11 protein-coding genes and 1 riboswitch are annotated in these 12,995 nt (G+C 32.8%); of the genes, 5 read left to right on the plus strand and 6 right to left on the minus strand.

What is annotated here, in order from left to right; all coding sequences use genetic code 11:
- Positions 1–62 precede the first annotated feature (62 nt).
- Positions 63–287: a YjcZ family sporulation protein gene (locus J5Y03_RS20025; protein ID WP_209406842.1), complete on the minus strand. Its 225-nt coding sequence runs from the start codon at positions 285–287 to the stop codon at positions 63–65.
- 358 nt (positions 288–645) lie between these two features.
- On the minus strand, positions 646–1,005 hold the full coding sequence (locus J5Y03_RS15175) for a hypothetical protein (RefSeq protein WP_209406843.1): 360 nt from the start codon (positions 1,003–1,005) through the stop codon (positions 646–648).
- A gap of 1,143 nt (positions 1,006–2,148) precedes the next feature.
- Here J5Y03_RS15175 and J5Y03_RS15180 point away from each other — a divergent pair.
- Complete coding sequence (locus tag J5Y03_RS15180; protein ID WP_209406844.1) at positions 2,149–2,367, plus strand: hypothetical protein; 219 nt, start codon at positions 2,149–2,151, stop codon at positions 2,365–2,367.
- Between the two features lie 448 nt (positions 2,368–2,815).
- Here the strand turns inward: J5Y03_RS15180 and ade are convergent, their stop codons facing one another.
- Positions 2,816–4,537 (minus strand): adenine deaminase, encoded by a 1,722-nt coding sequence (ade, locus tag J5Y03_RS15185; protein WP_209406845.1) that lies wholly within the window; start codon positions 4,535–4,537, stop codon positions 2,816–2,818.
- Between the two features lie 41 nt (positions 4,538–4,578).
- Positions 4,579–4,680, minus strand: a riboswitch (purine riboswitch).
- 147 nt (positions 4,681–4,827) lie between these two features.
- On the opposite strand from ade, the gene J5Y03_RS15190 reads away from it, so the two are divergent.
- Positions 4,828–5,598: a DUF4397 domain-containing protein gene (locus J5Y03_RS15190; RefSeq protein WP_209406846.1), complete on the plus strand. Its 771-nt coding sequence runs from the start codon at positions 4,828–4,830 to the stop codon at positions 5,596–5,598.
- A 436-nt stretch (positions 5,599–6,034) separates the two neighbouring features.
- Here J5Y03_RS15190 and J5Y03_RS15195 read toward each other — a convergent pair whose 3' ends face one another.
- Positions 6,035–7,156 carry a histidine kinase N-terminal domain-containing protein gene (locus J5Y03_RS15195; protein ID WP_209406847.1) on the minus strand — a complete coding sequence of 374 codons (1,122 nt, stop codon included), beginning with the start codon at positions 7,154–7,156 and terminating at the stop codon, positions 6,035–6,037.
- A 500-nt stretch (positions 7,157–7,656) separates the two neighbouring features.
- Between J5Y03_RS15195 and J5Y03_RS15200 the strand changes: the two genes are divergently transcribed.
- The gene (locus J5Y03_RS15200; RefSeq protein WP_209406848.1) at positions 7,657–8,049 is read left to right on the plus strand and encodes a YueI family protein; all 393 of its coding nucleotides are present in this window, start codon (positions 7,657–7,659) and stop codon (positions 8,047–8,049) included.
- A 241-nt stretch (positions 8,050–8,290) separates the two neighbouring features.
- Here J5Y03_RS15200 and J5Y03_RS15205 read toward each other — a convergent pair whose 3' ends face one another.
- The gene (locus tag J5Y03_RS15205; RefSeq protein ID WP_209406849.1) at positions 8,291–9,622 is read right to left on the minus strand and encodes a hemolysin family protein; all 1,332 of its coding nucleotides are present in this window, start codon (positions 9,620–9,622) and stop codon (positions 8,291–8,293) included.
- Between the two features lie 317 nt (positions 9,623–9,939).
- On the opposite strand from J5Y03_RS15205, the gene J5Y03_RS15210 reads away from it, so the two are divergent.
- The gene (locus J5Y03_RS15210) at positions 9,940–10,416 is read left to right on the plus strand and encodes a hypothetical protein (protein WP_209406850.1); all 477 of its coding nucleotides are present in this window, start codon (positions 9,940–9,942) and stop codon (positions 10,414–10,416) included.
- A gap of 314 nt (positions 10,417–10,730) precedes the next feature.
- Positions 10,731–10,910 carry a hypothetical protein gene (locus J5Y03_RS15215; protein WP_209406851.1) on the plus strand — a complete coding sequence of 60 codons (180 nt, stop codon included), beginning with the start codon at positions 10,731–10,733 and terminating at the stop codon, positions 10,908–10,910.
- A gap of 267 nt (positions 10,911–11,177) precedes the next feature.
- Here the strand turns inward: J5Y03_RS15215 and J5Y03_RS15220 are convergent, their stop codons facing one another.
- The gene (locus J5Y03_RS15220; protein WP_209406852.1) at positions 11,178–12,656 is read right to left on the minus strand and encodes an Lsa family ABC-F type ribosomal protection protein; all 1,479 of its coding nucleotides are present in this window, start codon (positions 12,654–12,656) and stop codon (positions 11,178–11,180) included.
- Between the last annotated feature and the right edge of the window lie 339 nt (positions 12,657–12,995).

A 12,995-nucleotide genomic window follows, 5' to 3' on the forward strand; every position in this document is an offset into this window, starting at 1 on the left:
GTCGGTTTCCTGTGGCTGACGCTCAATGTTTTTTTATTTTACTAAAATAGTAATTGATTTAATTAAATTCTAAAGGTAGTAGTAGTACCAATAATGATTAATAGAATAAATAAAACTACGATTAATGCAAAGCCACTGCCCCAACCAAATCCACCGCCGTAACCACATCCGCCACCGTAGCCGTAACCAGGGAATCCACCAACGCCACACCCGCCGTAGCCACCGTAGCCGCCATAACCACCAGGGTATCCGCCATATCCATATGGTGACACAACTGAACCTTTCATTGTATTTCCTCCTTCACCTAGGTAATAGTTATTACACTAATACAGTATGAAAAAGAAAGATATATGTGATAGTCAGATGCCTATTTTGGTCCTTGGATTAACGGTTATCTCATATATATCAAGACTTGGAACAAACTTAGCTTGATTTAAACATAATAATTATTTTTACTTTTTCTAATCATTAATTTGAGGTATTTGGTCGATATTTCAATAACATATGGGGTCGCTCTTGTGATACGATAGCCCCCTTGTCCAAAAAACACCGTCCATTGAATTGGACGGTTAAAATACACCTATTGATTCTTGTAAACTCAGTATCCCCATGAGCTTATTTGTTTAATTTTCATTAAACAGTTAGTTAATCGATTCGAGTTAATTCCTTGTGAACTACACGATGGGCAGCAACAAGATTTGTATTTGCATCTCTACCAAAAACACCAATCAATACATCGTCAGGGTCGTTGCTAGGGCTTATTCCAATTTGAATTTCAAATTCAGTGGTTTTTGAAACGTCAGACAGATGAAAGAATGAGGAGCCAGGTGCGATGGTTAGCGTAGCTGAGTCAATCAATATCTTTTTTCCATTTAGTTTGAATACCTCGATTTTAGCAGTAATGGTTTTGTGTTTATGGTTATTCAAAACTGCAGTAAGAACCGTAAAAGATTGAGGATTATTAAACACATTTTCCATAGGACCAGTAGAATATACCAAGGCCATTGTAATCACCTCCTATTGGTTTACTAATACAATAAATGCAAATTGCGTTTATTTTGAAATGGACAAGTTAAGTGGTTAATCTATACATTTTTACTTACTTGAATGTTCTGGGTTTCAGTTTTTGGCGTTCGGATGCGCGCAACAATAGGCATTGTAATCTATTAGTATTCCTCTTTTGGTACGGTGGGATAGACCTCATTCGTCTTCAAACAGTATTCGGGTTTCTAAGTCTTCTGTATCTAATTCCATTTCAATTGTTAATATCAACGATTTCGTCTATAAAAGTACACAATAATGGACATTCTGAAATGCCCTGTTGCAACGTCTATTGATTTTTATAGACATTTGTAGATACTCATAGTTTGCTTACCTCATAGACATTCAGACAGGAACCATGATTAAAAAATATACAGAAAAAATCACATTTATTTCACATCATTTTTGGTAAAAATAACAGTAATTTTCGATTGGCATTTAAATCAATCATTTGGTGAGTAAAACAGGGGTAGAGTAATTTGTACTTGTATTCACTCATTCAAAGTATTTTGACAACAATGATGACATTAGCGTAGTAAGGGACATTTATTTATTACAGCATGAGAAAAGTTTTTCTCAGGAAGAATTTCAGAATATGGTAAGTCACTACAAAGGGAAATTAGTTACGAATTGGCATGTTGCTGAACAACTAAAAAAAGACCATGGGTTTCGTATTGTACCTTCTGCTCAACTATAAGGAAGTTGATAAATATTTATCTTCAAAACTATATGATATCGAGTACTGTAGTTCTCTGTTATCCTAAAAAAACCCACTTTTCCATGTCATATTACAACGGAAAAAGTGAGTAGTAACCAACTCGTTGATATATCAGCTTTTATACCCCATTTTCTATGAATAGATAAAAATCCTTCACCTAGGTAATAGTTATTACACTAATACAGTATGAAAAAGAAAGATATATGTGATAGTCAGATGCCTATTTTGGTCCTAGGTACAACGGTTATCTACCCTATAGAAGAGTTTGTCCTAGATATAATATTACCTATAAAGGAAAACAATTATTTTTTTGTATTTTAGATAAACTAAAAGTAACTATAATTAAAATGTGACTCAAGCATTTTTTATTAAAACGGAGGTAGAGCAATATGTACTTGTATTCACTCATTCAAAGTAATTTTGACAATAATGATGATATTAGTATTGTAAGGGACCTATATTTATTACAGCACGAGAAAAGCTTTACCCAGGAAGAATTTCAAAAAATGGTTAGCCATTACAAAGTAAACTCCGTTACCAATTGGCATATAGCTGAACACCTAAGAAAAAACCATGGTTTTCGTATTGTACCATCTGCTCAATTATAATAGAAAATTCGAATACCGTTCTTTAAAACTTTATGTGTTCATCCTTTTATTCTTATAAAAAGGGTGTTTTCATAAACTTTGTTCCGATAGTTGATTGGAACTAGGGATGCTCGATTTCCATGGGGCGGGCGGTGAGCTACCTCGTCGTTTTCGTTCCTGCAGGGTCTCACCTATCCCTCTGCTAACACAGGAGTTTCACACCTTCCGCTCCAATCAATTTCATTATCATTAGATCTATTAAAGCAACTTTTTTTAGAGATGAGTCTATTAAAAACTCACCTTTCCTTGTCATATATAACAGAAAAAGTGAGTAGTAATCTAATTAATTATTAAAGTTTTATTCAACATAATAATGTCCATCACTTAGGTATTAGATTGTACGCTAATACCTTATGTGAAGAAAAAAACAAGTGATATATATGCTACTGCCTATTGGTTAACTTAACACCTATTTTTCAAAGACTGGGTGTAAGTTCATGTTTAATACATTAAACAATCCTTTTGTTGTCATTTTTAAAGAAGGAATAACAGGTAATGCAAGGAATGACAATGTTAACAAAGCATTAAATGTGTTTACTGGACGGATTGTTAAAAGTGCTTCATCTATTTGCGAAAGCTTCTTAATTACTTCTTCTGCTGAATCCTCACACATTAATCCTCCGATAGATAATCCTAGGCTTGCGATTACCTTACCTTCATTAACAATGACAATACCTCCACCAATTTCATTGATTGATTTCGTAGCTAATAACATATCTTCATCGTTTAAGCCTGCAACAATTAACTGATGTGAGTCATGTGCTATTGTTGTTGCGATAGCCCCAGAGACTAATCCTAACCCTCTTAAAATGCCTATTCCCATTTCTTTCATACCTTGATAACGATCAATGACTGCTATTTTACATTCTTCATCTTTGATTGAAGGTATATATGGAGATTCTATATTTTCAATTTCTTTTACTAAATGATTAGTTACAATGCTATTTGGATTAATTTCGATAATATTTGCTTTTGATTCTTTTCCAACTAACAATTCAAAATCTTTACTGGAGTAATCAAATAAATTAACTTTGCTTCCAATATCATCTGTTTCAATTGTTGCTTCTATATTTTCACTAATTACTCCATCTTTTACATAATATCGATCTTGTATAAATACATCTGAAATAGTTACCTCTTCAAGATTCGATAAAAAGACAAGATGGGCTTCAAATCCAGGCGCAATTGCTCCTTTTCGTTTTAAATTATAACATTGTGCAGGATGAAGTGTAGCCATAGAATACGCAGTTAGTGGGTCTATCCCATGCTGAATGGCAGTACGAATACAAAAATCGATACTTCCCTCTTTTACAATGTCATCTAAATGCTTATCATCTGTACAATACATGCAACGGTGGGCATTTTTTTCTGTCACGGCAGGCAGTAAATCTTTTAAATTACGAGCTGCGGATCCCTCACGAAGTGCAGCATACATCCCTAATTGTGTTCGCATGATCACATCTTCGGGTGTAGTACTTTCATGGTCAGTTTGTATTCCTGCATATGCATAGGCATTTATTTCATTGATTGAAAGTCCCGCACAATGACCATCGATTGGTAACTGATTTCGATGAGCTAACTGAATTTTGTCCATCATTTGTGTAGACATATTCATAACAGCTGGATAATCCATTACTTCTGCTAAACCTAATACCCTCGGATGCCCAATAAACTGTTCTAGATCTTCAGCATATAATTCAGCTCCACCCTTTTCAAAAGAGGTAGCTGGCACACATGATGGTAACATTACACGAACGTCTAACGGAAGATTCTCCGAAGCATCTAACATAAATTGAATCCCCTTAACACCTGCCACATTTGCGATTTCATGAGGATCTGTAATAACAGTTGTTACCCCATGTGGAAGGACTACCTTCGCATATTCTTTTGGTACAACCATAGATGATTCAATATGTACATGTGAATCAATGAATCCTGATGAAATAAATTTACCTTGAACATTGATTTCGGTCTGCCCACTATAGTCACCTATCCCCACAATGACTCCGTTTGTAATAGCGACATCAGCAGTAATGATTTCTTTCGTAAAAACATTTAGTATTTTCCCGTTTTTAAAGACAATCTCAGCAACTTCTTTTTTTGTTGCAGCACGCATCTCTTTTAAATTCATAAAAAAAACTCCTCCTAAAAATAGACGAGGAGAGAACATGTAAAATGATCATATTCCCTCGTAGTCAAACTATACGGTAGTTTGGTAGAAACTCTTGGACCGATTTTTTCCAAAATTATACGAGTACTAACTTTATATGCTATTTGAATAATAGATTAAATGTATTCTATTTATTTTTGATCTATAAATCAATCTATTTCATGGTTACTTCAAAAAGTAATTAAATTCATAATTATCCGTTTATAAACATAGAGATTAAACTGATAGGGATTTTTTAGGAGGGAAAAGCAGTGGTATTTTCTAATCATGTCGAGTATTACGCATTTAAAGCTACTATGTACGAACAAATTGCAAATTATTATAAGTATACTCATCCAGAACTATATGTAACATATTATTATAAGCATTTTGAATATGTTCAAAAATTAACGAACGTATTAAATCATACAAAATCACCCAGTATACAAATAAGTAATTCTTTAACTGAATCCTCCTATATTCGAGTTCTTCATGCTTCTCCAGATTTTCCTCCTATAGATCTATTCATCGATGGGATTGAAACTTTTAAAATGATAAATTACAAGAATGCTACACAATATGCACACCTCTCTCCTGACCATCATAGTTTAGATGTGTATTTAACTGAAGACAGATCTAACCCAATTATTTCTGTCATTCTTCCAGTTGAACCTAACGTTTATTATACTGTTGCTGCTGCAGGAAAAAATGAAAGCTTGACGTTACTTCCTTATATTGACAATACCTTTTTACCAAATAATGAATCAAAAGCAAGATTTTTACATCTTACTTCAGAATTACCTGCACTCGATCTTGCTGTCAAAGATGGTGATGTTGTATTTGGAAATATTTCATTCAGTGAGTTGTCTGATTATTTACCGTTATCACCAATGACAGTTGACTTAGAAGTACGAATATCAGGTACAAAAATTGTAGTTTTATCACTACCTAATCTTAGATTTGAAGCGAATAAAATTTATCACTTAATTTTGACAGGGACAACAGAAGGCGAACGATCATTAGAAGCAATTATAATAAACTAAGATCGATACCAGATGGGTTATAAAAAAACAAGGCCATTTTCGTAAACTTTGTTGCTGTTATAGAATATGTAAGTTGATTTCCACTTCAGAATGCTCGCTTTCCTTGGGGCGTGAGCTGAGCCTCCTCGTCGCTATCGCTCCTGCGGGGTCTCAGCCTTCCCGCTAATCCCACAGGAGTCGAGCACCCTTCCGTTCCAATCAACTTCTGTCTTTTAAATTATATAACTTAAAAGCAACAATCTAAAAAGAGAAAAAAATAAAAAGACTCCATTAATTGTTTGGAAGTCTTTGAATTCTAGCTATTAACCTTTACATTTTTATTATTTTGAGCTTCTTAATATTAAAAAATATTCGAGCGAATTTATGAATAATTCATTGTAATTCGCTCAAATATTTTTCAGGTTATGTAAAATATTTTCTCGTTATAAGTATGGCATTATGCATTAATTTTAGGCAACGAAATAAAGAAAGATGTCCATTGTTCATCAGAATAACATTCAATTTGGCCTTCGTGTTTCTCAATAATTTGCTTACAAACAAAAAGTCCAATTCCTGTTCCATGACTTTTAGTTGTTACAAACGGTTCAAAAATGGTACAAATTTTTTCATCGTCAATTTTAGGTCCATTATTTCGAATTTTTATGATAATTTTATCCTCTACTTCGACAACCTGATATTGAACAATTTTTTTGTCTTTATTGGATATAAGTGCATCAATTGAGTTCATAAAAATATTTAATAATACCTGTCTAATTTCATTTCGAAATCCATGCACATAAATTTTATCAGAAAAAACCTCTTGTAATATTACACTTGAATTAACAAGACTTGGATATAAAAAATCAGTAATGTCTTTGAACAAGTCATTAATCATAAAATATTCTAATACTTTATCATTTTCTTTCTTAGAAATATGAAGAAATTGTTCAATTCGAAAATTTAACTGATGTAATTCATGATCAATAATCTCAAGATACTTCATCTGAGGATTTTCAATTCTTAGTAGTTTAACAAAACCTATAATAGACGTTAACGGATTTCTAAACTCATGAACAAAACTAGCAGACATTTGTCCAAGAATGGTTAATCTTTCCTTATGTGTTTCATCAATAAAATTTTGTTTTTCTTCGATGTCTTGAGCCATTACCTCTGAATATTTCTTTATTGTAAAATAAATAAATTGATCGAATACGAAGTTTATTTTATTGATTAGAGGTTGTACAACTGCTACTTTTTCTTCAAATGCAGCTAAATGAGTAAAAATTTCGCTCCTTCCATTATTCGCATTGTAAACAAAATCGCCAATATTAACCCCTGCATGAACTCGTTCTTCAGCTATTTTATCCGATAAATCCTGAATGTCTCTTTCATTACTTTCTCCCTCTAAATATAAAAGAAGATGATCTATTAATTTTGCACCATTTACGATAATAATGTCTTTATATGGGTCATCGCTATTGATATAAACATTATTTACCCAATTTTCTATCAAAACTGGTTTATTATCTCGGATAAATGTGCAATATCTCTGCTCCAATGATAGTGTAATAGGAAACACCTCCTAGCATATTTTGAATCTACCTATTAATTTTAACAAAAATCAAAAAATTCGTTAAGTATATTTTCGAAAAATACTCATATTTCTAAAATTATACACAATTTTCATTTGAATTTGCTCTTTTTTAATAATTTTCAAATAGGTAATAATAAGAAGATGATCATTAGAAATATGGATTTTTTAAGGCTACCCTGAAAATAACTTCTATTGCGCATTTTTATACTTCATGGTGCAAATTTTAGCATTGATGTCTCTTTTCTAAAAGATTGTTGCTACCCGAGATTTTTAATTTTAAAGACAGAAGTTTATTCGGGTGGAAGGTGCGAGACTCCTGTGAGAATACCAGGAAGACTGAGACCCCACAGACTTGCCGAAGAGGCTCAGCTCACACCCTACGGAAAGGGAGCAACCTGGAGTTGTAATCAACTAGCGTATTCTAAAATAGCAACAATGTATACGAAAACAGCCTTTTTTAAACAATAGTTGAAAGTTGGTGTCATATGGCAGGAAATAACAATGTTGATGATTATATAAAAAAAGGAATATATGGCGAGAAACAAATTAAAGTTGAAGAACGAAATGTTTATTTAGGAACAATTAGAGAAAGAATTGAATTGGCTTTAACAGGTAGTCAAGTGATGAAAAACGAAATTTATAAAGAATTTGAGAAAAGCCTCTCTCTTAAAGGCATTACAGTATTACTAAATGGGTCCTTACCATACTCAGCGTTATCGAAATATATAAAATTAGCAAATATGAAAAACATTCCCTTTTCGTTAGTAAATAATTTACCAACTCCTACACCGATTGGTTTAGTTCTTACGTATCAATACGCAGTTGATAAACCAGAAATTTTTGTTAAAGACGATGTTTTTAACAACACTGTTTTCTAATTAGTACGGTATGTGAAATTTCTAAGATAGAAAAACGAAGGCTCTTTGTTGATTTCCTCTCCAGATTGCTCGCTTTCCGTGGGGCGGGCGGTGACTGCGGGGTCTCTCCTGTCCCGCTGGTCCCACAGGAGTCTCGCACCTTCCGTTCCAATCAACTTCTTTATCATCATTTTCTATTCCAAAATCTTTTTTTACAACAAGCTTTTAGGACAAAAAGAAAATCCGACTCAACTATAAGTTATCATGTCGGATTTTCTTCTTCCTGGATTGGTTTTGAAACATCTCTTTCGACTTCAATTGATCTTATATAATGCCCATCCATTGAAAGAACTGTAAAAGTATAGTTCTCAAATTTTATTTTATCTCCTTCGTTTATATCAAAATTCTCTGTTAATATCCAACCTCCTATTGTGTCTACATCGTGTTCATCTATATGCAAATTAAACAAATCATTTATTTCACTAATTAATACTTTTCCTTCAATAATCGCTTTATTTACACCAACTTTTAAAATTTCATCTTTTTCATCAACATCAAATTCATCTCTAATTTCCCCAACTATTTCTTCTAAAATATCCTCTACTGTAACTAACCCAGAGGTCCCTCCATATTCATCAACTAAAATTGCCATGTGAATATGTTCTCGCTGCATTTTTACAAGTAAATCATGGACAGAAATGGACTCTATTACTTGGATAATTGGTCGTATGTATTTTTCTATCTCACTTGTAGGCTCCTGTTCTTGATGTAAAATACAGTTTGTAAAAACATCCTTAAAGTTAATTAGCCCTACGATATGGTCTTTATCTCCATCAACAACTGGGAATCTGGTATATTTTTCAGTACTCATAAACTGAATGTTTTCATCTAATGATTGACTTAAATCAATCGCTACCATCTCAGTCCGAGGTACCATAATCTCTTTAGCAACCCTCATATTAAAATCAAAAATATTATTTACATATTTATATTCTGACTGATTAATTTCTCCGCTCTTATAACTTTCTGATAAAAGTATTCTTAATTCCTCCTCAGAATGTGCAACTTCTTGTTCTGTTGCTGGTGGAATTCGAAATAGACGTAATATTAATCGAGCTGAATTATTAAACAACCAAATAAATGGGAATGTAATTTTATAAAATATAATTAACAATGGTGTAAAATTTAAGGCAATCAACTCTGCTTTTTGTATTGCTACTGATTTAGGAGCTAATTCTCCTACAACCACATGAATAAACGTTATTAGTCCAAATGAAATAACAAAAGAAACTCCATTTATAATGGAAGTATGCAAAGGCAATTTTCCTATCAATGGTTCAACTATTTTACTGACAGATGGTTCTCCAAGCCACCCTAAACCTAAAGAAGAAATTGTAATCCCAAATTGACAAGCAGATAAATATTCATCAAGGTGAGTAATGACTTTTTTTACTGCTAAAGCTCTTTTATTCCCTTCGCCAACCAATTGATCGATTCTTGAAGTTCTTATTTTTACAATTGCAAATTCAAAAGCTACAAAAAATGCAGAAAAACCGATCAAAACAAATATGAGTAATATGTGAATCGCTAACAAAATAATCCTCCTTAATTAACGAAATAGAGGAACTTCCTTCCTAGAATTACTCCCTTAGCTAGTGTTTAAGGAATTAATTACATTTAGTATATTCAGTTCTATTCAATGTTATCAATAATATGGAATGATAAAGAAATGACATAACTATATTTTTTTAACTTTAACTCCTTACTAGTGAAATTTTTCAATTTTCATCGGTTTATTAGAAGTTTTGACGAGTACACACTAGTTTTGTCGGTCGCAAAGGAACTAGCACTTTCACTCTTGAATAGATGTTATATTAACTATTTTATAAAAAAAGTATTGGAGGTTTGATGATGTATACGACTACTGAAGTTGCAGAACAATTAAATACAAACCGAAAAAAAATATTAGATTTTGCTAAAAAGGCTAATCTAGATTTAGAAAAAAATGCAAACGGAGGATATTTATTCTCAGCTGACCAAGTCGATATTCTAAAAAATTCATTACACTCCATCAAGGATCGCATTCAAAATAACAATGACTCAAATGTGAATAACAATGAAAAAATGATGAATGAGATTACAAATCGACTTTCATCTATGGAAAGCGAGTTACGTTCAAAAGCAAACGAAGTGGTGAATGTTCAATTGTTACAACATAGAGGTGAAATTGAAGACATAAAAAAACAAGTTACAAATATGGAAAATCAGTTATCTGATATTCAAGATTTACTTACAAATATTAAATTAGAAGTAGAAAATAATAAAAATATAGTCCATTTCCCAAAAAACAAAAAAAGATTAGCCATCCTTTCATTTTTAGGCAGATAAATTGAAACTTCCATCAGTGGGGTTTTTTCATCCCCGACTGATGGTTAGCCCGCCCAATCGGGCTTTTACGGGCAGTTATCCCCCACCTATATTCCTCGTTTCTCTTTGGATCTTGAGGTGGGGGTATTACTGCCCGTTAATGCGGATAATTCTGAAGTGTTATAAAATACTTTATCATTACAATTGATAAGTTGATCTTTTTACTCAGCTTTTCTTTTGATTTGAATAGAGTATTCATAACACTTTTTTATTTACATACATATTGTCAAAAATTATACACAAACTAATGCTGTCAAAGGAAAGGTGGAACTTTTATGCAAAATAATGCTCGTGGATATACTGAGGAAGCAACAACGGCACTAAAACAAGCTGTCGAAAACCTTCAAGCTGCAATTCGAACTGTTGAACAAGAAGATAATCGGGGATTATTACAAGAATCGCTCCAATCTGTTGAAATGGCATATAAACAAAAATCTAATATTGCAATGTTTTAGGTCAAAAATAACTATGTTACGAGAAAAGAGACAATTAATCTGTAATATGAACTAAATGAATCTTATGCACTAGCTGTGAATGTATCTGGCCTATCTGGGCAATTAATACCTCCGAATCTTGAGTAGAAGTTTTTACTGTCCTGTTTTTCAACTATACTTCTTAATTACCGCATAAAAAGGACCGTCGAAAGACGATCCTTTTTCACTTAAGCAACCTATTTTTTATAACCTGATTTACTGATTATCTATTCAATTATTCATATTAAATTACATAAATATAGTTTTTGTTGCGACTGTTTGTTGAAATGCCTGATCATGCTCAACAATAACCATTGTGGGATTAAATTGTTGAATAAGCTCTTCAATCTGCATACGCGAATAAATATCAATAAAATTTAATGGTTCATCCCATATATATAAATGAGCTTTTTCACATAAACTTTTAGCGATAAGCAGCTTTTTCTTTTGTCCACCAGAATAATGAGATAGATCTTTCTCAAATTGAATTCGGTCAAAATCCATCTTACGTAGGATGGATTTAAATAACGTCTCATCAATCTCGTGCTCTTTAATAAAGTCCGATAACGATCCCTTCAAATGAGAAGTATCTTGTTGGACATAGGAAATGATGAGTCCTGAACCTAAATTAACTGAGCCTGTATGCTGTATTGGATGTCCTAGAATTAGTTTTAGGATACTACTTTTCCCGCTTCCATTCCTTCCATCAAGAACAATTCGGTCCCCTTGTTCAACTATGAAGCTAATTGGTTCATTTACTATTTGGTCATCATACTTAACAGACACATCAGCCAAAACAACCAATTCATTTGACTGAATTTTCAATCGCTCTAATTTTAACGACTCAGTTTTCTCCACATTTTTTAGTAATTTTGACTTTTCTTCAATAGCTTTTTGTTGCCTTGATTCAAGGTTCTTCGCTCTCTTCATCATCTTGGCCGCTTTATGTCCTACAAAACCCTTATCTAACTTAGAACCCGAATTCGTTGTCCCATTTTTGGAAGCTTCCACTTGATTAGACCAACCTGCCGAACGCTTTGAAGACTGTTTTAATCTCCCTATGTCTTTTTGTAGGCGCTGATTTGTTGCCTCTTCGTGTTCCTGTTGTCTATCAAAATTTAACTTCCAAGAAGAATAGTTACCACTTTGAACTTCAATATTTGCTCTATTTATAGATAAGATATGGTCAACGCATCCATCTAAAAAGATTCTGTCATGTGAAATTAAAATAAACCCTTTTTTCTTCCTTAGATAATCAGAGACCATCTTTCGTGCATCAGTGTCTAGATGATTGGTTGGCTCATCAATTAATAGAAATTGACCCTCATTCAAAAAAAGTGCAGCAAGTAATACCTTTGTTTGTTCTCCATTTGATAATGTTTTAAATGGTCGGTACATGACCTCGGCATCAACATTTAGATAGGATATTTCACGAAGATATTCCCAATCCTCTGCCCCGGGGCAAATTTCTTCAAAGATTTCATAAGTATACTTGTTTTTATCCGAAACAGGATAAGGGAAATAATTAAATTCTACCGAAGAATTTATTTTCCCACTATACTCATAATTTCCTAATAATAAATTAAAGAATGTTGTTTTACCTCGTCCATTTCTACCGATAAATCCAAGTTTCCAATCCGTATCTATTTGAAAGTTCACACCTTCAAAAATATTGTCAAAGCTACCTGGATAAGCAAAAGTTAAATCTTGAACTTGTATCATTGACATTATTATTCCTCCTTTGTATATCAATATTTTTTACTTTTTATACAAAGTCGGCACATCCATCTACTCTTAATTTCTCCATATAAGTTTGATGGATATTAACGACTTATACGGAGTATTACGTGCGTAACAATAGTGTCTGAATTGCTCATTTTTCTTCCTCCTTTATTTATTAGGTTAAAGTTAATGATTAAAAAAAATCAATCTTATCTATGAGAGAATCGAGTAGGAGGGAGCGACTAACTCCCGACCTCTCACACCACCGTACGTACGGTTCCGTATACGGCGGTTCAAATTAAGTCTGACGCAGAAATTCATATCTTTGATATAGACTTTTAAGAC

The sequence above is a fragment of the Gottfriedia endophytica genome (assembly GCF_017814275.1).
Taxonomy (GTDB): Bacteria; Bacillota; Bacilli; order Bacillales; family Bacillaceae_G; genus Gottfriedia; species Gottfriedia endophytica.

Excerpts from the sequence above, each read along its gene's own strand:
- J5Y03_RS20025 (WP_209406842.1), bottom strand. The coding sequence starts at position 287 with ATGAAAGGTTCAGTTGTGTCACCATATGGATATGGCGGATACCCTGGT.
- J5Y03_RS15175 (WP_209406843.1), bottom strand. The coding sequence starts at position 1,005 with ATGGCCTTGGTATATTCTACTGGTCCTATGGAAAATGTGTTTAATAAT.
- J5Y03_RS15180 (WP_209406844.1), top strand. The coding sequence starts at position 2,149 with ATGTACTTGTATTCACTCATTCAAAGTAATTTTGACAATAATGATGAT.
- ade (WP_209406845.1), bottom strand. The coding sequence starts at position 4,537 with ATGAATTTAAAAGAGATGCGTGCTGCAACAAAAAAAGAAGTTGCTGAG.
- J5Y03_RS15200 (WP_209406848.1), top strand. The coding sequence starts at position 7,657 with ATGGCAGGAAATAACAATGTTGATGATTATATAAAAAAAGGAATATAT.
- J5Y03_RS15210 (WP_209406850.1), top strand. The coding sequence starts at position 9,940 with ATGTATACGACTACTGAAGTTGCAGAACAATTAAATACAAACCGAAAA.
- J5Y03_RS15215 (WP_209406851.1), top strand. The coding sequence starts at position 10,731 with ATGCAAAATAATGCTCGTGGATATACTGAGGAAGCAACAACGGCACTA.
- J5Y03_RS15220 (WP_209406852.1), bottom strand. The coding sequence starts at position 12,656 with ATGTCAATGATACAAGTTCAAGATTTAACTTTTGCTTATCCAGGTAGC.